The organism is Thermoanaerobaculia bacterium (assembly GCA_035717485.1).
Classification (GTDB): Bacteria; Acidobacteriota; Thermoanaerobaculia; order UBA5066; family DATFVB01; genus DATFVB01.
Genome location: DASTIQ010000239.1, coordinates 1 through 19,432 on the forward strand (window position 1 = coordinate 1; position 19,432 = coordinate 19,432).

Sequence of the window (19,432 nt, forward strand, 5' to 3'; positions counted from 1 at the left end):
AGCGCTCCATCCCAGTCGACCGCGGTCCCCGGGTGCTCCGCCGTCGTCCGTGTTCCCGGACGCCGCGCGCGCCAACCCTTCGAATGCGGCGAGGCGATCGTCCAGCGACCCTCGGAACCGGAGATCGCCCGGTCCCGGCCATGAGCTTGGGGCATCGCGCGGAAGTATAGGCTGGGCCGCCGATCGGGAAAACGCGTCCGGGGATTTCGGACGCGGCCGCTCCCGACCCGAGGGACGGACCCGCGCGGCGAGAGTCAGCCCGGGGAGTCGGGACGGCGGATCGGGACCGCCGCTACGGCATCTCCGCGGCGTGGTGCTTCACGAGCTTCGCCTGCGCGAGGTAGATCGTGTCCTCGGCGATGTTCGTCGCGAGGTCTCCCACGCGCTCGAGGTTCTTGGAGACCGAGATGCACTCGAGGCTGTAGGAGATGAGCGAGGGAGACTCCGCCATGTAGGTCAGCAGCTCCCGGATGATCGATTTGTTCTTGTCGTCGAGCACGTCGTCCTTCCGGATCACCGCGCGCGCGAGATCGGCGTCGCGGTTGACGAAAGAATCGAGCGCGTCCTTCAGCATCTCCATCGCGACCTCGCCCATCGAAGGAATGTCGATGAAGGGCTTGAGCGGCTTCTTCGCGGAGATCCTCTCGGCGCATTCGGCGATGTTGACCGCGTGGTCGCCGATCCGCTCGAGATCGTTGTTGATCTTGAGGCACGAGATCAGGAGGCGCAGGTCCACGGCGACCGGCTGCTGGAGAGCGAAGAGGTGGATCGCCTCCTCCTCGATCTCGACCTCCGTCCGGTCGATCGCCTCGTCGTTGGCGATCACGACGCTCGCCTTCGAGGCCGAGGCTTCCGTGAAGGCCTCGACCGCGGCCGCGATCTGCTTCTCGACCTCGGCGCCGAAGAGGATCAGGCGGCGGCGGAGATGCTCCAGCTGTTCGGCGAAATGCTCTTTCACGCGGCGGTCCCTTTCTGGGCGGAGGCGCGGGCGGATTCCCTTTCGGAGAAGACCGCCCGGCGCCCGAAAACCCGGGAGAACAACTTCGATTTCCGGCGGGCGCTCGCGAGCTCCGGCGCGATCCCCTCCGGCCCGGTCCGGCCCTCCGCCGCGGCGGCCTCGAAGAGCACCTTCTTCTGGCGAACCCGGCAGGAGACCGACGCGACGGCCTGGCGATGCCCGCGGTCCAGGGCGTCGGCGACCCGAAGGATCGCCGCGAGCTTCTCGACCGACTTCCGGCGCCATGGATCGAGCTGCCGCCATTCCGGATGGCGGTTCTTCGGGCGCGCGCCGCGGTGGTACCGGGCGACGGCGGCGATCGTCTCGACCTCCTCCGCGGCGAACCCGGTGAGGTCCCCGTGGCGGATGAGGTAGTACGTATGGCGGTGGCGCCGGGTCAGCCCGATCGAGGCCCCGGCGTCGTGGAGGAGCGCGGCGACCCGGAGCCACTCCCGTTCGCGCCCGGTCATCTGGTGGAGCCGGTGGGTCGACTCGAAGATCCGGTCGGCGAGCGCGGCCACGTGCCGCGCGTGCATCACTTCCACGTTCGTCCGCCGCGCGAGCCGGTCGACGCTGCTCTCTCGCACGTCCCGCGCGATGGGGGGAAGGAGGCCGGGAGAACGCCGCCTCACGACCTGATCGAGGAGCGCGCCTTCCCGGAGCCCTCCCTCGCCCACGAGAATCTCGCCGGCGCCGGCGGCCTTCATGATCATCGAGAGCAGCATGCCGCCGGGGAACGCGATGTCGCGCCGCTTCGGATCGAGACCGGGAAGCCGGAGCTTGTCCTTGAGCGTCGTCCGGGAGAGGAGCGCGAGGACCTTCTTCAGTCCCTTGCGCGGGAGCGTCCGGTGTCCGGAGGGGAAGACGTCGCGCCCCCGGATCGCGGCCTCGTACACCATCGACATCGACTGGACGGTTCCCGACGTCCCGACGCAGGTCTTGAAGCCGGAGCGGGCCACGCGGCGCGCGGCGGGAGCGACCCGTCGCCGGATCGCGCGCTTCAGGTCCTCGCGCTCGCCCGGGGACACCGGATCGCTGCGGAGGTACTTCTCGGCGAGGCGGACCGCCCCGAGCTCGACGGATTCCGCGAAGAGGACGCGGTCGCCTTCCGAAACCACGAGCTCCGTCGATCCTCCCCCGATGTCGACGAGGAAGAGCGGGTCGCACGATTCCGGGAATTCGCTCCGGACCGCGAGCGTGATGAGCCGCGCCTCCTCCTCGCCGGAGATCACTTCCACCTCGACGCCGCACCGCTCGCGGACCGCCGCGACGAAATCGTCGGCGTTCTCCGCCTCGCGGACCGCGCACGTCGCGACCGCGCGGATCGTCTCCGCGCCCGACCCCCGGGCGACCGACGCGAGCCGCTCGACCGCGGCCGCGCCCGCCTCGATCGCTTCGGGCGAAAGCCGCCCGGTCGCGAAGGTCTCGTGGCCGAGGCGGACGAGCTCCTTCTCGCGCGAGAGCGGCTCGAGCGTCCCGTCGGAACCGACCCGCGCGACGAGGAGCTTGATCGTATTGCTGCCGATGTCGATCGACGCCCGGGTCGTCATGCGCGGGGAATTGTCGCGTGGCGGCCGCCCGTCGCGCGTGAAGCCCGAGTAAATTCCGCGTGAAGCGGGGCCGGGGGCCGCGCCCGCCGGAGAATCAGGCAACCGTGGGAAGCCCCGCGGCGTTCCAGGCCGCCATCCCGCCGACCACGTTGATGACGCCGCCCCGGCCGCCTCGTTCGAGGAGGCTCGCGGCGATCGACGACCGATATCCCCCCGCGCAGATGATCGCGAGCGGCTTTTCGCCGGCGACTTCCGGAAGCGCCGCGCCGAGGTCCGCCAGCGGCCGCGCGAACGCTTCCGGGATGTGCGCCTCCCGCCATTCGGCGGGCCGGCGGACGTCGAGGACGCGGCAACCGTCCTCGCGAAGACGCGCGGCGAGCTCGTCGACCGTGATCTGCTCGGTCGACGCGACGGGCCTCCCCGACCCGCTCCACGAGGCGATCCCGCCTTCGAGATATCCCGCGACGTCGTCGAGGCCGACGCGCGCCAGACGCATCCGCGCTTCCTCCGCCTCCGGCACCGACGACGTCACGAGGACGACCGGCGTCCCGGCGGGAAGGAGAGTCCCGGCCCAGGAGGCGAACTGGCCGTCGAGCCCGATGTGGATCGACCCGGGCACGTGCGCGGTCCCGAACGCCGCGGAAGAGCGAGTGTCCAGAATCACGGCTCCCGACGCCGCGCGGCGGGCGGTCTCTTCCGAAGAGAGGGGCTCGAGCGGGGGGAGCCCCGAAACGAGCGCCGGCCCCTCCCGGTTCAGCCGCACGTCGCGGCCGAAGTAGGCCGGGATTTCGGGGAGATCGGTCGTCATCATGTCGATGAACGCCTCGCGCGACATCGGCTGGAGCGCATAGTTGACGCGGCGCTGCTCGCCGATCGTCGAGCTCGTCTCCCGGGAGAGATTCCGGCCGCACATCGAGCCGGCCCCGTGCCCCGGCCAGACGATCGCCGCGTCGGGCAGCTTCAGCAGCTTGCCGTGGAGCGAGTCGTAGAGCTGTCCCGCCTGCTCGCGGGGGCTCGCCGCCGGGCCGGCGGCCGCGCCTCCGGCCGCGGCCGCGAGGTCCGGCCGGCCGACGTCGCCGATGAAGAGCGTGTCTCCGGTGAGGACGGCGGAGGGCTCCGACGCGTCCGGCGCGTCGAAGAGCAGGAGGCAGATCGAATCGCGCGTATGGCCGGGAGTCTCGAGGACGCGGAGCCGCGCGTTCCCGACGCGGATTTCGCTTCCCTCCCCGACCGGGTCGTGCGGGTAGGTCGCGTTCGCGGCGCGGCTGACGTGAATCGTCGCCCCCGTGGCCGCGGCGAGCTCCCGGTGGCCCGACACGAAATCCGCATGGAGATGGGTCTCGATGACGTGCCGGATCTCGAGCCCCTCGGCCGCGGCCGCCTCGAGATAGACCTCGATGTCCCGGCGGGGATCGATGACGGCGGCCTCGCCGCGGGAACCGACCAGGTACGAGGCCTGGGCGAGACATCCGAGATAGAACTGGCGGAAGTACACGGGGGATTCCGTCATCCGACGAGTACCGACCCGCCGTTGATGTTCACGATTTCGCCGTTGATCTGCTGGGCGTAGTCGGAACAGAGGAAGGCGATCACGCCGCCGACGTCGTCGGCGGTCGACACGCGGCGCGTCGGGATTTCCTGCTCGATCGCGCGGCGGCGGCGGCGGTCCGCGAGCACGCTCTGGGACATCTCGGTGTCCACCCACCCGGGCGCGACCGCGTTGGCCGTGATCCCGTACGGCCCGAGCTCCATGGCGATCGACTTCGTGAACGAGATCACCGCTCCTTTCGTCGCCGCGTAATGCGAGTGGTACGCCTCCCCGCGCTGCCCCGCGGTCGACGACACGTTCACGATCCGCCCGAAACGCTGCGCTTTGAAGATCGGGACCGCGAACTTCGTCATCAGGAACGTCCCGCGCGCGTTGATCGCGAAGACCTCCTCCCAGTACGAGGGGCTGATCTCTTCGACCGCGCCTCCCGGCCAGATCCCGGCGTTGTTGACGAGGATGTGGAGCCCGCCGAGACGCGCGACCGCCTGGCCGACCGCCCGCCGGGCCTCGCGCTCGTCGGAGACGTCGGCGCGGAACGCGAGACCGGGCCCGCCGAGGGCCTCGATCTCGAGGCACGCCCGACGCGCCTCTCGCTGCCGGCGCCGGTAGACGATCGCGACCTGGCATCCCGCGCGGACGAGGAACTTCGCCGCCGAAAGGCCGATTCCCCGGGACCCTCCCGTGACGAGCGCCTTCCGCCCCGACAGATCGACCGTGAAGACCGATTGCGTCATCGCGTCATCTCCCGGGCCGGGTGGAGCGGAAGACTTCTCCTCTCGCTCTCGACGTGAACGGCCGATGCCTCGCCCATCGCCGAATTGTACGCGCGCGAAAGTTCGCCGGGCGAGCGCGAAGGGATCTCCGGCCCGGCCGCCTCACGGACGCGGCCCGACCCGCGGCAGCGGGCCCGGCGCCACCGGCAAGGCGATGCGGTCCGTTCCGGCGCTCCCGTCGAAGAACGTCTGCGCCTTCGCCCACGCCTTCGCGCCGACGATGCGCCCCGTCGCCCGCCCCGTGAGATCGCCGTCGCGGAAATGGATCCCGCCCCATCGCCGCGACATCCCCGCCGCGTCGGCCGCCTCGGAGAACGTCGCAAACGCGAGTGTGACGTCCGAGGCCGGGCCGCACCCCGGTTCGCCGCGGAAGGTATCCTTCGCGATCGTCACGGACGCCCCCAGGGCGTCGTTGCCGGTGAAGGAGCGGAGCACCTCCGCCGCAGCCGCGGAAAAGACGCTGTGGCCCGAGTAGTACTCGGGGAAGGGCGGTGTCACGACGGTCGCGAGCTGGTAGGGGCGCCAGAGGGAGGCGGGGATCTCCTGGGTTCCCTCGCAGGGACCGCCCCACGCGGTGATCATCTCGACTCCTCCGACGAGCGTCCCGATCTGATGGACGAGGGCGAGGTAGTGGATCGCGGTCACCGGGCGCACGGAGTCGTACGCGCGCTTGGCGTCCCATGCGGCGATCGACGCGTCGAGCAGCGCGTTCCCGACCGCGAAGAACATCTTCACGTCCTGGTCGAGGGAATGGGCGTCGCGCCGCGAGACGAGCTGGGCGAACAGGCACCAGTGCCCGGGCGGGAATTCCGACGACGGCCCGTCGGCGAAATATTCGGCCGTCGCCTTCTGCTCGTCGGTGAGGTGGGCGGAGAGATCGATCAGCTCCTGAGCCTGGGCGACGTACGCGGAGGAACCATACTTCGCCGGAGGTCCGGGGCGGAGCTCGTCCCCGCTCGCGAGCGCGAACGGTGTGACGAGCCCCCACTGCGGAGTCGTGTATTTCTGGATCACGAACCCGCCCTTGCCGTCGGACACCTGAAGGGGCTGCCAGCGGTTCGGATCGGCGACGGCCGCGGGCTCCGGCGGGTTGGCGGGCGTGTACCCGGTCCAATCGGAGTAAGGACCCGGAGCGAGGTCGCCGAGCTGGTTCGAGCCGTCGTGATGACGGAACTCCAGAACGGCGCCGGCGGCGACCGTCCCGACGCCTTCCGCCGTCGTGAGATCCGCCGCGGGGGTGCCGGCGGAATACCCCTGCTCGGCCAGCAGCGCGTCGAACATCGCGGCGTCGGAGGGAAAGAGATCGCGGAGCGCGATCCAGGCGGCGACGCTGACCGCTTCCGCCTTTCGCGCCTCGGTGCGCTCGGCGGCCGGCCGGCGCCACCGGACGTGCGGGCGCGTCGGGACCGCCGCCGCGTCGTAAGCCGCCCAGGCGTCGTACATGCACGTGTGGGCGACGGCGATCGCGCGAGCGACGACGGTCGGGCCCGGCTTCGTGTCCCGGACCGCCTGCAGCAGCGCCTCGTTCCAGAGGAGGACCGCGTTGTCGCCCGGCTGCTCGCCCGGGACGGCGGCGCGGGCGGCCGGGACCAAAGAGAGGAAAAAGATCACGACGAGGGAGAGGAATTTTTTCCGAGACGGCATCCTTTTCTCCTTAGCGGAGCGCCCGCAGTATAAGATAGCGACATCATTTCGCGCGCAGGCGCAAGAGAGGGACGAATGACCACGGCGCCTGCGGCCCGGCCGCTCCAAAAAGACTGGATCAACATCTCCTTCCTGATGCTGACGCCGATCCTCGGCATCCCCGTGACCGCGTGGTACACGTGGAAAACGGGCTTCGAGCCCTGGATGCTCTGGCTCTGCCTCGGAATGTTCACGGTGATCGGCCTGTCGGTCTGCGCCGGATACCACCGGTTCTTCTCGCACAAGAGCTACGAGTGCTCCCCGGCCGTCCAGGCGCTCTACGGGTTCTTCGGCGCGATGGCGGCCCAGAACTCCATCCTCTGCTGGTCCGCCGATCACCGGATCCATCACCAGTACGTCGACAAGGACTGGGACCCGTACAACATCCGCCGCGGTTTCTGGTGGGCGCACTTCCTGTGGGTCTTCTACAAGCCCGCGGAGGCGAGGACGTTCTCGAACGTTCCGGACCTGGAGAAGAACCCGGTCGTCCAGTGGCAGCATCGCTGGTACCGGTGGATCCTGCTGCTCGGCGTGATCGTCGTTCCGACGGGGGTCGGCGCTCTCTACGGACGTCCGCTCGCGGGACTCCTCTGGGGAGGGTTCCTCCGGGTCGTCATCACGCATCACACGACGTTCTTCGTGAACTCGCTCGCGCACTACATGGGAAAGCGCACCTTCAACGCGCGCGTCTCGGCGCGCGACAACTGGCTGCTCGCGCTCGTCACCTTCGGCGAGGGCTACCACAGCTTCCACCACCGTTTTCCCGCCGACTTCCGGAACGGCGTTCGCTGGTACCACTGGGACCCGGCGAAGTGGATGATCCGCGGGCTGAAGGCGGTCGGCCTCGCGTCCGACCTCCGAACGACGTCGGCTCCGATGATCGAAGGAGCGCGTCTCCACGCGGCCGTGCGCGAGGCCGAGCTCCATCTGGACCGCGCGCCGTCGAAGATCGGAGAGGAAGTCCGGCGTCGCATCGCGATCGCCCGCGAGACGATCGAGCATGCCTTCGATCTCTGGCGGCAGCATCTCGACGAGCGGGCCAGGGGATCCCGGTGGCGGACCACGCGCCGGAACTCGCACCGGCGGCTGAAGGAAGCGCGCCGGCAGTGGCGCGAGGCGCTCGACCTGCTCGCCCAGGCCGCCTGAACGGGGCGGCGCGACCCGCGACTCGCCCGGGAACGGTCGAGACGCGCTCGGGAGCGTGAAGAAGTCCCTCCGCCGCGAGCTCCCCCGGGCCCGCCACCCGCGGTCGGTTCCTCTAGACGATCTCCGACACGAGAAGGGCGATCGTGTCCTCGAGCGACGCCGAATCCTTCGTTGCCGCGTCCGCGTCGGCGCAGCGGCGGAGAGCCCGGACGAGATCCGGGAGCGGGAAGCGCGCCGCCCGCTGGTAAGCCTTGTACCAGAGGAAAGGGCTTCCTTCGAGGAGCGTCGTTCCCGACGAGAGACGGGGATGCACCCCCGTCTGGTAGCCTCCGTACGCCAGAGCGGGGTTGATCCGCGTCCGGGTCTCCTCGCACCGCGCGCGGACGACGAGGAGCCGCCGGATCTCCGCCGCGAGCATTCCGAAGAAGGCGCGCAACGGCTCGTCCCCCTTGATCTCGCGCTCTCCCGTTCTCAGGGCGCGGCCGGAGAGGATCCCCTCGAGCCGGCGCATCGTCTCCGCGCGGTCCCGGGCGCCGAGGGCGTCGAAGAAGGCGTAGACGTCCTCCGCCCGCCGGTCCTCGACCAGGGCCTCGACGTCGCGGGGGACGATCTTGCCGTTCTCCCCCGCCCATTCGAGCAGCTTCTCGAGCTCCGAGGCGAAGAGCCGGGGATCGTCGGCGGTGCGCGCGCGAAGACGATCGATCGACGCGGGCTCGATGGTGACGTTCTTCTGCGCGGCGAGCTTCCGGGCGCGGGCGACGAGGAGCCGCGCGTTCTCGTTGTCGTCGCCTCCCGCGATCCGAACCGACCCATGGGCGTCGAACGCCTTGTAGAGCGCGGACGTTCGCGGCGGATCGACCGCGCGGGCGAGGAGCACGGTGCCGGGGACGCCGCCGCCTTCGAGGTGGGCGATGACCGCGGCCGCCGCCGCGTTGCCGGAGGCGCCGCCGCCCGGAAGCTCCCGGAAGATCTCCTCGAGCGTCTCGCGGAGCTCCGGCTTCCTCATCTTCTTCACCGCGGCGGCCGCGGTGTCCTCGGGCGATTCGTTCTCGATCTGCAGCGCGGCCAGGAGAGCCCGCGCCTTCTTGAAAGCCTCCCTCCGGCCGGCCGCCGACTCCTTCTGCCAGGCGGCCGCGGCTTCCTCGGCGAGCGCACCCGGCGCGTCCCGGCCGAACAGCGCCGAGAGATCTGCCTCGACGAGGCGGCGCGACGAGAAGAGCGACCCGCTCGCGAGAGCATCGGGGAGCCGCGCCGCGAGCGCCTCCTCGGGAATCCTCTCGATCTCGTCCTCGGTAAAGCCGAACTCGCCCCGGGCTTCCTCCGCCGCCTCGTCGACGAAGAACTCGTGCGGTCCGCAGACGAGGATCGCGTGGGGAGACGCTGCGCTGCCGCGGGATCTTTCCTTGCTCACGTGGAGGGGATTATTGCGCGGGATCCTTCGCCGAGGGCTTCGACGGCGGGCTCCGGGGACGGAGAAGAGGGGAGAACGGCACCTCTGCCGGGGCGCGGCCGGACGTACCGAAAGACGCGTTCGGGTGAGCCGGCCCGCGGGCGCGGCGTACCGGTGCCTGCGTTAAGCCCGCGGGCGGCTCGCACGGACGCGTATAGCGGCGCGTATGGTCCGCGCCCTCTTCAGTCGAGGAGACCCTTCTCGGAGAGCTCCATGCAATCGACGCAGTACGGCGTCCACGGCACCGCATCCAGCCTCTTCTCCGGGATCGGGTTCCCGCAGTTCGTGCAGAGCCCGTAGCCCCCGTCGTCGATCCGCACGAGGGCCTGATCGATCTGCTGGAGCTGAACCCGCTCCCCGTCGGAGAGCGAGAAGAGGAATTCCTTCGTGTACGACGACGACGCCTTGTCGGCGATGTCCTGCGTGATCTCCTCCGAGTTTTCCTGGCCGGCGTCCTTGTTCTTCAGCATCTCCTTCGAGAGCGAATCCTTCTTCTCGACGAGCGCGCGGCGGTACTTCTCCGTCTCTTTCTTCGTCACTCTGGCGGCTTTGGCGGAACTCGACATCCGGCTTTCTCCTTCGTTAGGGCGCGCGATGATACCGCAAACCCGCCCGAACCGATAGCGCCCTGTACACCTGCTCGATCAGCAACAAGCGGGCCATCTGATGCGGGAACGTCATCGGAGAAAGCGACAGGATTTCTTCCGCCCGCTCGAGCACCGGCGCGTCGAGTCCCGACGCCCCCCCGACCACGAAAACGAGGCGGCGCGGGTCCCGATCGCGATGCTCCCCGAGGAAACGCGCGAATTCCGCGGTCGTCCGGAGCTTCCCTTTCTCGTCGAGGGCGACGACCCGATCGCGCTCGTCGATCTCGGCGAGGACGCGCCGCCCCTCCCGTTCGGCGGCGGCGTCGCCGCGCTCCGATTCGGCGCGGACGACGCGCTCCTCCACTTTTGCCCACGCCTCGATGCGGGTCCGGTAGCGCTCGATCCCGCGCGCGTACTCGCGGTCGTCGGTCTTGCCGACCCAGAGGAAGCGAATCTTCACGGAGAAGGAGTCCGGCGCTCAGCGCGCGGCGGCGAACCGCCGGGTCTCGTCTCCCGCGTCTCCCCAGAGGCGTTCGAGACCGTAGAAGCGGCGGGAGTCCTCGAGGAACACGTGGAAGAGCACTTCACCGTAGTCGAGCAGGATCCATCGCGACGTGGCGTAGCCCTCGACCGAGATCGGGCGGCGCCCCGCCGCGCGGAGCCGCTCCTCGATCGCGTCGGCGATCGCCTGCGCCTGCCGGTCGGACGTGGCCGAACAGATCACGAAATAGTCGGCGAAGGAGGAAATTTCGGAGAGATTGAGGACGAGGAGATCCGAGGCCTTCTTGTCGACCGCCGCAGCGACCCCTTCCCGCGCGAGCCCCTCGGGATCGAGGCGCGCCGTCAAGTGCGCCCGGTCCCGGAGTCTCTGTAGAGGCCGTGCTTGACGATGTATTCCTCCACCGCCGGAGGAGTGCGGCCCGAGAGCGATTCCCCGCGGGCGGCCGCGCGCCTCACGTCGGTCGAGGAAATTTTCACGCGGACGGAGTCGAAAAGCAAGACCGAACTCCGGTTCGCGGAAACGGAGGCGCTCCGCTCGAGGACGTCCGCCTCGTACGGTTCACGGACGAAGGCGACCATCCGGGCGAGCCGCAGGATCTCCGCCGGTTCCCGCCATCCATCGAAGCCCGCGAGCGCATCGGTGCCGAGAAGGAAGTACCGCTCGTCGCGCGGAAACTCGCGGGCGAACGCCCCGAGCGTCTCGACGGTGTACGAGATCCCTCCCCGCTCGACCTCGGAGAGGGAGATGACGAAATCCTTCCGGCCGGAGAGCGCGAGCGCGAGCATGGCGACGCGGTGCGCGGCGGGCGCGGGCTCGTCCTCCTCCTTCCCGGGAGCGCGATGCGCGGGGACGAAGATCAACCGGTCGAGCAGAATCGCGGCGGCGACCGCGGCGGCGGGCTTGAGATGGCCGTAGTGCACCGGATCGAAAGTGCCGCCGAAGATTCCAATCTTCACCGTTGCTCCTGCCGCCTGGTTGCAGCGATGAAATCGCTGAACCGGGCTCGCCGGGTTGAAGCGGCGGAGCCGCTTAACCCGGCGCCAGAGATTGCCGAAACGCACATCAGGGCCGGGGTCTTCACGAGGGTCCCGCTTCCACCAGAGGCGCGCTCTTCGCCTTCCCGAGCTCGAACAGCGCGTGCACGAGCTCGGGAATCCCGGCTCGCGTCGCCGCCGAGATCGCCCGGAACGGGAGGCCGCGCCGCCGCGCCGCACTCTCGATCGACGCGAGCCGCTCGGGGTTCCCGGCGTCGATCTTCGACGCGACCAGGAGCCGGGGCCTCTTCGAGATCTCGGCGGAGAAAGCGGCGAGCTCTTCCTCGATCGCCGCGACGTCCGTTTCGGCGTCCCCCTCGGCGGACGCGTCGACGAGGTGGCAGATCGCGCGGCAGCGCTCGACGTGCTTCAGGAAGCGGATGCCGAGCCCGGCGCCTTCGTGCGCGCCGCGGATCAGACCGGGAATGTCGGCGACCACGAGCGTGTCGTCGCCGCGGGTCACGACCCCGAGATTCGGGGTGAGGGTCGTGAACGGGTAATCGGCGATCTTCGGCCGCGCCGCCGAGATCACCGAGATCAGCGTCGACTTCCCGGCGTTCGGCAGGCCGATGATCGCGACCTCGGCGAGGAGCTTCAGCTCGATCGCGAGGCGGTGCGTCTCTCCCGGAAGTCCCGGCTTCGCGAATCGGGGCGCCTGGCGCGTCGACGTCGCGAAATGCTGGTTGCCCCACCCGCCGTTCCCCCCTTTGGCGACGAGCACGCGCTGGCCGGGGGAGACGAGGTCGGCGAGGACCTCTCCCGTGTCGGCATCCCGCACGACCGATCCGATCGGCAGGGAGATCACGAGGTCCTCGCCCCGCTTCCCGTGGCAGTTGGAGCCGAGGCCGTGCTGGCCCCGCCCTGCCTTGTAGTGCGTCTGGTGGCGGAGGGGATAGAGCGTGTTGAGCGACGCGTTGCCGACGACCCAGACGTCTCCCCCGTCTCCCCCGTCTCCGCCGGAGGGACCGCCGCGGGGGACGAACTTCTCGCGGCGGAACGCGATGCATCCGTTGCCCCCGTCGCCGGAAGCGATCGTGATCTCCGCCTCGTCGATGAACATCGCTACGAAACTCTAACAGGCCGCGGCGCGCGGTCATCTTCGAGCGTTCCCTCGTCAGTCGCCCTGTTGAAGCGACGGAGCCGCTCGACTCGGCGCAGGATCACGGACGGGAGAAGGGTCAAAACGAAAGCCCCGACGGAGCGGGGCCGACTCGTGGAGATCCGGAGGCCTATTCGGCCGAAGCTTCGATCGAAATGAACCGTCCGAGGCGCCCGCGATCCCGGAAGCGGACCACGCCCGGAACTTTCGCGAAGAGGGTGTCGTCCTTGCCCCGGCCGACGTTGTCGCCCGGCTGGAACTTCGTCCCGCGCTGGCGCACGAGGATCGAGCCGCCCGTCACCATCTCGCCGCCGAACGCCTTGACGCCCAGCCGCTGCGAATTCGAGTCGCGCCCGTTGCGCGAGGATCCCTGTCCCTTTTTGTGCGCCATCTCAGCCCTCGATCCCGTCGATCCGCACTTCGACCATGTTCTGGCGGTGTCCCTTGGTGCGGCGGTACTGCTTCGTCCGCTTCTTCTTGAAGATCAGGACCTTCCGCGTCTTCAACGGGGAAACCACCGTCCCCCGGACGCTCACGCCGTCGACGAGCGGGCTCCCGGCGCGGAAGGTGTCGCCGTCGCCGACGAACGACACTTCCTGAAACACGATCGCGTCGCCCTTGGCGACCGGCTCCCCGGCGAGCTTCTCGATGCGGACGACGTCGCCCGGGCTCACCTTCATCTGCTTTCCACCGGTCGTGACGATCGCGTACATGAAACCTTCCTCCACACGAAAGCCCTTGATGCTAACAGTTTCCGCGCCGCTGTCAAGTCGAGGCGCCGCCCGATGCGTCTAAAGGATTTCTGGCCCCGAACGAGGGACGACGCAAACTCCGTACACTACGCCCGTGGCCTCGGAAATACCCGTGGCGGCCCGGGCGGAGACGCGCCGGGGGTTCCTGGCGACCTTCATCGGCGCCGCGGCGACGCTGTTTTCGGGCGCCCTCGCGGCGATCGCCGCCCGCTTCCTCGGCGGCGCGCGCCCGTCCCGGCCGGCGCCCGTGGCGATCGGCCCGGCCGACCTCTTCGCCGGGGCGGGTCCGGTGGAGGCGGTCCTCGCGTGGTCGCAGCCGGATGCCTACCGGTTCGAGAAGCGCCGCGAGCGGATCTTCGTCATTCGGGACGCGACCGGTCTCGCCGCGCTGTCTTCCACCTGCAGCCATCTCGGATGCTCGGTCCGATGGGACGCCGCCTCGCGTCTCTTCCGGTGCCCGTGTCACGGGGGAACCTACCGGCCCGACGGGAGCGTCGCCGGCGGTCCCCCGCCCGCCGCGCTCGCGCGTCTGCCGATCGAGATCCGCGCCGGACAGGTCTTCGTGTCTCCTCTCGAGCGCGCATGAGCCGGGGGCCGGGTTTCGACGAGCGCACGGGGATCGTCTCCGCGTGGCGGCGCTTCGCGGAAAAACCGACGCCGTCGCGCGGAGGGTGGTGGTTCACCCTGGGCTCGATCGCGCTCGCCCTCCTCGTCCTGCAGCTCGCGACCGGCATCCTTCTCGCGTCCGCGTACGCGCCCACTCCGGATCACGCGCGGGCGAGTGTCGCCTGGATCGAGCGGCAGGTCCCGGCGGGATCGTTCGTCCGGGGTCTCCACGCGTGGGGCGCCTCGGCGGTCGTCGTCTTCGTCCTGCTGCACCTGGCCCGCGTCTTCTGGCACGGAGCGTACAGGCCGCCGCGCCAGGAGAACTGGTGGGTCGGCCTCCTCCTGCTCGCCACCGTGTTCGCGTTCGCGTTCACCGGCTACCTGCTCCCGTGGGACCAGAAAGGCTACTGGGCGACCGTCGTCGGGATCCGGATCGCCGCCCAGCCGCCGATCGTCGGTCCCGTCGCGCAGCGCGTGCTCACGGGAGGCGCCGGCGTCGGGGCGGGCACGCTCTCCCGCTTCGCGGCGATCCACGTGATCGTGCTGCCGCTCGCCGCCGCGGGGCTCGCGGCCGCGCACCTGCTGTTCCTCCGGCGCCAGGGACACGCCGGAGTTCCCGGCGACGCGTCTCCCCGGGAGCCGTTCTTCCCGAAGCAGATGGCCCGCGACGCGGCGGCCGTCCTCGCGGTATGCGCGGTCGTCGCGGCACTGGCCCGGTTCCTCCCCGCTTCCCTCGAGGCGACCGCGGACCCGACCGACACGGCGTACGTCCCCCGCCCGGACTGGTATTTCCTCGCGCCTTACCAGCTCCTCCACTACTTCCACGGAAAGGCCGCGATCCTCGGAACGTTCGGGATTCCCGCGGCGATCGGCATCTTCCTCGTCGCGATGCCGCTCCTCGACCGGTCCGCGACCCGGCATCCGAAGAACCGGAGGCCGTGGATCGCCGCGGGGACCGGGCTCGCCGCCGCGGCGATCGTCCTCACCGGAATCGCGGTCGTCGACGCCCCCGCGGGCCGCCTTCCCGCGACCGAGCCGCCGCCTCCCCCGCTCGCGTTCGTCTCGGCGGACCTGAAGAACTACGACCTCTCGATGGTCGCGCCTTCCATCGCCCGCGGCGGGAAGCTGATCGCGACGAAAAAATGCCTCGAATGCCACTGGATCAACGGCGACGGCAATCCGAAAGGCATCGACCTGAAGCATGTCGGAGAGCGGCGGACGCGCGCGTGGCTCCTCGCGCACTTCCGCGACCCGCAGGAGCTCTCGCCTCACTCGAAGATGCCGCCCTACGACGATCTGCCGGCGAGGGATCTGAACGACATCACGGACTACCTGCTGGCGCTGCCGTAGCAAGCGCGGACGATGCATCGAATGATGCGGGCGCGTGCCGCCCGCGGTCTCGCTGCGACGTACTGACCGCAGTACGCCTCGGTCGCCGCGGGCGACCCGCACCCCGCCTGATTCGCGCCTCGCCGCGCCTTCGGGTGGTTCTGAACTGACCAACCTCTTCTCGCGGTCACTGGAGAACTGAGCGGAAGATACGCGCCGTTATGCGGGCGCGACGGCCCGATCGCCGAGCTCAACGTACGGTAGTTGGTACGCCTCGCACGCCGACCGGCCCGTCGCGCCCACCTTCCAGCACGGCTCGCCGCGCCGCGATTGCGGTTCTTGCCGACGGCTACCTCACGATCGTCGATAACGGGTACCGAACCCAAGACGAGGCCCTGGAGGCTTGGCCGGAAGCGAGCCCGATTCCTGAAGAAGTGTCTTGAGTCGGCAGGCTCGAAGACCTCACTCCGTCGGCGACGCCGGCACGTTCGTGAACGTCATCGTCGACCCCACGTCCGCCTTTTCCTTCGCCGCGGCGCCGTCGGGGATCTCGAGAACGTACTGGGATTTCTCCTTCGGACCGTAGGTCGGACAGGGATCTTCACGGCACGGCGGCGTGTGCGCGGAAACGAAGATCACGCGCCGACCGGCATCCATCCAGACGATGTCGATCGGGAAGTTGCAGTTCTTCATCCAGAACGCCTCGACGGAGGGGCGCGGAAACAGGAACAGCATCCCGCGACCGTCGGCGAGGCTCTCCCGGAACATCAGCCCCTGCGCGCGCGAATCCGGAGTCGCGGCGATCTCGACGCGGTAGGTCCGGCCCGAAGGCATCGTCACCGTCGGCTGATCCTTCGCCGCTTTCTCCGCGTCTTTCGGCGCCCCGTTCGACCGCGCGCAGCCGAGAGCGAGAGCGATCACAAAGAAGATCGTGAATCTCGCGGGGATCCTGGCGACGCCTCGAACCGTCATCGCGAGTCGATTATCTCAGGCGCGAGGCGCCGCGAGACGCGAGCGAGACGGGATGCGGGGCGCCCTCGAGATCCCGAGGCATACCCGGTCGTATGTCGCAGGGTCTCGCGGGCGGCACGCGCCCGTCTTCGCTCGATGTATCGCACGCCGGCTAATCTTCCGCGGCGCCGTACAGCTCCTCCCGCTTGATCAGCCCGTACTTCTTCGCGTAATAGCGGAAGGAACGGAACGACATCTTGAGGAGCTCGGCGGCCTGGGTCTGGACGCCGCCGCTCCTCTCGAGTGCCTCCTGCATCAGCCTCTTGCCCACGGCTTCCAGGTAGGCCTCGAGGTCGAGCCCTTCCGCGGGCAGAGCCGCGAAGTCCGGGAGCGAGCTCGGGAAGGACGACGTGACTGCGGCCGGAAGGCTCCGGGACGTGATCACCGGGCCCGGCTCGAGCGCGACCGTCCGTTCGAGCGTGTTCTCGAGCTCGCGGACGTTTCCCGGCCACGGGTAGGCCTCGAGGAGCCGCATCGCCTCGGCGGAGATGTTCTTCTCCGGAATGCGCTGGTCCTTGCAGATCTTCCTGATGAAGTGCTCGGCGAGCAGCGGAACGTCCTCGACGCGCGAACGCAGCGGCGGGAGCGCGATCGGGATCACGTTGATCCGGTAGAAGAGGTCCTCCCGGAACTTCCCCTCCGCGACCGCCTGCTTCAGGTCCCGGTTCGTCGCAACGATGATCCGGACGTCGACGAGCTGCTCCTCGTTGCCGCCGACCTTCCGGATCGTCTTCTCCTGGAGGACGCGCAGGAGCTTGACCTGCATCGCCGGCGACGTCTCCGAGATCTCGTCGAGGAAGAGCGTCCCTCCGTCGGCTTCCGCGAAAAGGCCCTTCTTGTCCCGGATCGCCCCCGTGAAGGCGCCCCGCTCGTGCCCGAAGAGCTCCGATTCGAGGAGCATCTCCGGCAGAGCCCCGCAGTTGACCGAGATGAACTTGCCGTTCTTGCGGGTCGAGGAAAAATGGATCGCTCGCGCGATCAGCTCCTTTCCCGTGCCGCTCTCGCCGGTGATCAGCACGGTCGAGGAGATCTTCTCGATCCGCTCGATCGCGCGAAAGATCTCGCGCATGCGCGAGCATTTCCCGATCACGTTCGCGAACGCGTAGCGGGCGGCGAGCTCCTGCTTGAGATACAGGTTTTCTTCCTCGAGCTCGCGCCGGGCGACCGCCTTGTCCAGCTTCACGGCGAGCTCGGAGAGGTCGAAGGGCTTTCCGATGTAGTCGGCGGCGCCCCGGCGCATCGCCTCGACCGCGTCCTCGTGCGAGGCGTGCGCGGTGATCATGAGCACGGGGCTGTTCGGCTGGGTCTCCTTGAAATGCGGGAGGAGGTCGATTCCCGAGCCGTCGGGCATCTTGATGTCGCACAGGATCGCGTCGAATTCCTCGCGCGACGCGATCGCCCTCGCCTCCTCGTACGACGCCGCCGACGACGTCGTGTGGCCGGCCTTGGCGAAGAAGATCGAGAGCATCTCCCGGAGGCTCGCTTCGTCGTCGACGATCAGGATCCGCATCCGGCCTCCGCTCATGCCGCCGACGAGCCGGCCCGGTCGGCCGTCCTCCGCGGAAGGAAGATTTCGATCGCGGTCCCGAATCCGGGCCGCGAGTCGACGCGGATCCGGCCGCCGTGTTCCTCGACGAGGCGGCGCACGATCGCCATCCCCAGCCCCGTTCCCCCGTCGAACGCGGTCGCGAACGGCTGGAAGAGCATCTCCTGCCGCTCCGGAGACATCCCCCGCCCCGTGTCGTGGAATCGGATCGAATACCAGTCCCCTTCGACGCGCCCCGTCACGTCGAGGATCCCGCCGTCCGGCATCGCGGAGATCGCATTCCGCGCGACGTTCCAGAAGATCTGCCGCACCTGCCCCGGGTCGCCGAAGATCGAAGCCGCCGATTCGACCTGGAGGTTCAACAGGTGGTGATCGCGGACCTCGTCGCTGTGCGAGAAGAGGTTCATCGCCTCCGAGAGCGACGCGCCCACGTCGAACATCACGCACTGCGGCGCGCCGGGGCGCGCGTAGTGGAGGAAGTCCTCGAGGATCTTCGAGAGCCGCCGCGATTCCGCGACGATGATCTCGACGAGGCGCCGTTCGGAGGATCCCGTGCGCATCTCGTTGCCGAGCATCTGGGCCGAACCCGAGATGGAGGCGAGCGGGTTGCGGATCTCGTGGGCGATCCCGGCGGCGAGCTGACCGACGGCGGCGAGCTTCTCCCGCGCGCGGGCCTCCGCTTCGAGCGACTTCACGTCGCTCAGATCCTGGAAGAGGACGAGGAACCCCGCGGTCCCCTTGAGCTTCCGGATCGAGTACCCGATCGTGCGCGGCCGCTCGCCCCCGATCTCGGTTTCGCCCCGCGTCGCCGGAGAGCGGAACCAGCCCGACGTCACGCTCTGCCATTCTTCCGCCGAGAGCAGCCCGAGATCCCAGATCCAGCATCCCTTGGCCTCGAGAGGCAGCCGCTCGAGGATCTCGCCTCCCCCCCGGTTCAGGAACGTCACGATCCCGGTCGCGTCGACGGTCGCGAGACCCGAGGACATCGACTCGATCACGTCCGCGTGGAGAGCGCGCATCTTCTCGAACTCGATCGTCCTCTCCGAGATCTCGCGGCGCGCCAAATGGAGCTTCTCCGCGATGAGCGACGCGAGCAGAGCGATCCCGTAGAAGCCCGCGATCGTGAAGCAGAGCGAGAAGAGGAGCGACGGGCTCGTCCAGTCGGTCCGATAGAAGAGGGGCGGCGCCGGGATCACTTCGTACGCGGTGAGCTCGATCGTCAGGCCGTAGAGGATCGAGGCGAGAGACGCGACCAGGAGAGCCCCCGGCCGGAGCAGGAAGAAAGCGGCCACCGCGATCACGACGAGATAGAGGAACGTGAAGACGGAGTCGGACGCGCCGGAGAAGTAGACGAGCGCCGTCACGAGGAAGACGTCTCCGCCGAGCTGCAGATAAGCCTCCTGGACGGGGCGAAGCGCGCGGCGGACGGCCACCCAGATTCCCGAGAGCACGACGGCCGCGCCGCCGACGGCGTAGATCGGACCGAGGCGGAGCGACAACCCCGCGCTCGCCTGGATCAGCACGCTGGAGAGCACGATCGTCCCGGCGACGACGAGGCGGATGATCGTGAGGAACCGGAGAGACCGGGTCAGGGAATCCATTTGAACGATTTTACGACGGTTCGGCGGCGGCCTGCCCGGCCCGCGGCCAGGGCGTACCGGGGCGTACATGAGTGCCCCGGAACGGGAATAACGGTAGCGGCGCGCCTGCGGCTTGCGAAGGAGCTCAATCTCGCGCGCCGGGAGCAGATGCCGTTGCGCATCGGGCCCGGGGCGCGACGAAGAGATCGTTCGCAATGCGCCGGCGCCCTCCGGGTTC

19 protein-coding genes are annotated in these 19,432 nt (G+C 69.3%); 3 read left to right on the top strand and 16 right to left on the bottom strand.

Translation table 11 applies throughout. From position 1 onward, the window contains the following. Positions 1-292 precede the first annotated feature (292 nt). From phoU to VFS34_12740, 5 genes are all read right to left on the bottom strand, one after another. Positions 293-958 carry a phosphate signaling complex protein PhoU gene (gene phoU, locus VFS34_12720; GenBank protein ID HET9795313.1) on the bottom strand — a complete coding sequence of 222 codons (666 nt, stop codon included), beginning with the start codon at positions 956-958 and terminating at the stop codon, positions 293-295. Next, complete coding sequence (locus tag VFS34_12725) at positions 955-2,547, bottom strand: Ppx/GppA phosphatase family protein (GenBank protein HET9795314.1); 1,593 nt, start codon at positions 2,545-2,547, stop codon at positions 955-957. Before VFS34_12725 ends, phoU begins: the two co-directional genes overlap by 4 nt. A gap of 94 nt (positions 2,548-2,641) precedes the next feature. After that, positions 2,642-4,057 carry an MBL fold metallo-hydrolase gene (locus VFS34_12730; GenBank protein ID HET9795315.1) on the bottom strand — a complete coding sequence of 472 codons (1,416 nt, stop codon included), beginning with the start codon at positions 4,055-4,057 and terminating at the stop codon, positions 2,642-2,644. Further along, complete coding sequence (locus VFS34_12735; GenBank protein ID HET9795316.1) at positions 4,054-4,830, bottom strand: SDR family NAD(P)-dependent oxidoreductase; 777 nt, start codon at positions 4,828-4,830, stop codon at positions 4,054-4,056. Before VFS34_12735 ends, VFS34_12730 begins: the two co-directional genes overlap by 4 nt. Before the next feature lie 141 nt (positions 4,831-4,971). Continuing rightward, positions 4,972-6,513, bottom strand: a complete 1,542-nt coding sequence (locus VFS34_12740) for a vanadium-dependent haloperoxidase (GenBank protein ID HET9795317.1) — start codon at positions 6,511-6,513, stop codon at positions 4,972-4,974. A 75-nt stretch (positions 6,514-6,588) separates the two neighbouring features. Here VFS34_12740 and VFS34_12745 point away from each other — a divergent pair, with 75 nt between their 5' ends. Then, positions 6,589-7,698 carry a fatty acid desaturase gene (locus tag VFS34_12745; GenBank protein HET9795318.1) on the top strand — a complete coding sequence of 370 codons (1,110 nt, stop codon included), beginning with the start codon at positions 6,589-6,591 and terminating at the stop codon, positions 7,696-7,698. A gap of 112 nt (positions 7,699-7,810) precedes the next feature. Here VFS34_12745 and VFS34_12750 read toward each other — a convergent pair whose 3' ends face one another. The 8 genes from VFS34_12750 to rplU all read right to left on the bottom strand — a co-directional run bounded on the left by VFS34_12750 (position 7,811) and on the right by rplU (position 13,083). Further along, positions 7,811-9,109 (bottom strand): hypothetical protein, encoded by a 1,299-nt coding sequence (locus VFS34_12750; GenBank protein HET9795319.1) that lies wholly within the window; start codon positions 9,107-9,109, stop codon positions 7,811-7,813. Between the two features lie 221 nt (positions 9,110-9,330). Next, the gene (locus VFS34_12755; protein ID HET9795320.1) at positions 9,331-9,714 is read right to left on the bottom strand and encodes a TraR/DksA family transcriptional regulator; all 384 of its coding nucleotides are present in this window, start codon (positions 9,712-9,714) and stop codon (positions 9,331-9,333) included. Positions 9,715-9,730: 16 nt separating this feature from the next. After that, positions 9,731-10,195, bottom strand: a complete 465-nt coding sequence (locus tag VFS34_12760) for a 23S rRNA (pseudouridine(1915)-N(3))-methyltransferase RlmH (GenBank protein ID HET9795321.1) — start codon at positions 10,193-10,195, stop codon at positions 9,731-9,733. 18 nt (positions 10,196-10,213) lie between these two features. Next, the gene (gene rsfS / locus VFS34_12765; GenBank protein HET9795322.1) at positions 10,214-10,582 is read right to left on the bottom strand and encodes a ribosome silencing factor; all 369 of its coding nucleotides are present in this window, start codon (positions 10,580-10,582) and stop codon (positions 10,214-10,216) included. Then, the gene (gene nadD, locus VFS34_12770; GenBank protein HET9795323.1) at positions 10,579-11,193 is read right to left on the bottom strand and encodes a nicotinate-nucleotide adenylyltransferase; all 615 of its coding nucleotides are present in this window, start codon (positions 11,191-11,193) and stop codon (positions 10,579-10,581) included. Before nadD ends, rsfS begins: the two co-directional genes overlap by 4 nt. A 121-nt stretch (positions 11,194-11,314) precedes the next feature. Beyond that, positions 11,315-12,331, bottom strand: coding sequence for a GTPase ObgE (gene obgE / locus VFS34_12775; GenBank protein HET9795324.1), 1,017 nt, complete (start codon positions 12,329-12,331; stop codon positions 11,315-11,317). 169 nt (positions 12,332-12,500) lie between these two features. Next, positions 12,501-12,761: a 50S ribosomal protein L27 gene (rpmA, locus tag VFS34_12780; protein HET9795325.1), complete on the bottom strand. Its 261-nt coding sequence runs from the start codon at positions 12,759-12,761 to the stop codon at positions 12,501-12,503. A gap of 1 nt (position 12,762) precedes the next feature. Next, on the bottom strand, positions 12,763-13,083 hold the full coding sequence (rplU, locus tag VFS34_12785; GenBank protein HET9795326.1) for a 50S ribosomal protein L21: 321 nt from the start codon (positions 13,081-13,083) through the stop codon (positions 12,763-12,765). A gap of 133 nt (positions 13,084-13,216) precedes the next feature. Between rplU and VFS34_12790 the strand changes: the two genes are divergently transcribed. Both VFS34_12790 and VFS34_12795 read left to right on the top strand, forming a co-directional pair. Beyond that, on the top strand, positions 13,217-13,708 hold the full coding sequence (locus tag VFS34_12790; GenBank protein HET9795327.1) for a ubiquinol-cytochrome c reductase iron-sulfur subunit: 492 nt from the start codon (positions 13,217-13,219) through the stop codon (positions 13,706-13,708). After that, entirely contained in the window at positions 13,705-15,078 is a 1,374-nt protein-coding gene (locus VFS34_12795; protein ID HET9795328.1) for a cytochrome b N-terminal domain-containing protein, read from the top strand. The genes VFS34_12790 and VFS34_12795 overlap by 4 nt, the downstream gene beginning before the upstream one ends. 441 nt (positions 15,079-15,519) lie before the next feature. Here VFS34_12795 and VFS34_12800 read toward each other — a convergent pair whose 3' ends face one another. The 3 genes from VFS34_12800 to VFS34_12810 all read right to left on the bottom strand — a co-directional run bounded on the left by VFS34_12800 (position 15,520) and on the right by VFS34_12810 (position 19,215). Then, positions 15,520-16,029, bottom strand: a complete 510-nt coding sequence (locus VFS34_12800; GenBank protein ID HET9795329.1) for a DUF192 domain-containing protein — start codon at positions 16,027-16,029, stop codon at positions 15,520-15,522. A gap of 151 nt (positions 16,030-16,180) precedes the next feature. Then, complete coding sequence (locus VFS34_12805; protein HET9795330.1) at positions 16,181-17,578, bottom strand: sigma-54 dependent transcriptional regulator; 1,398 nt, start codon at positions 17,576-17,578, stop codon at positions 16,181-16,183. Between the two features lie 11 nt (positions 17,579-17,589). After that, entirely contained in the window at positions 17,590-19,215 is a 1,626-nt protein-coding gene (locus VFS34_12810; GenBank protein HET9795331.1) for an ATP-binding protein, read from the bottom strand. Between the last annotated feature and the right edge of the window lie 217 nt (positions 19,216-19,432).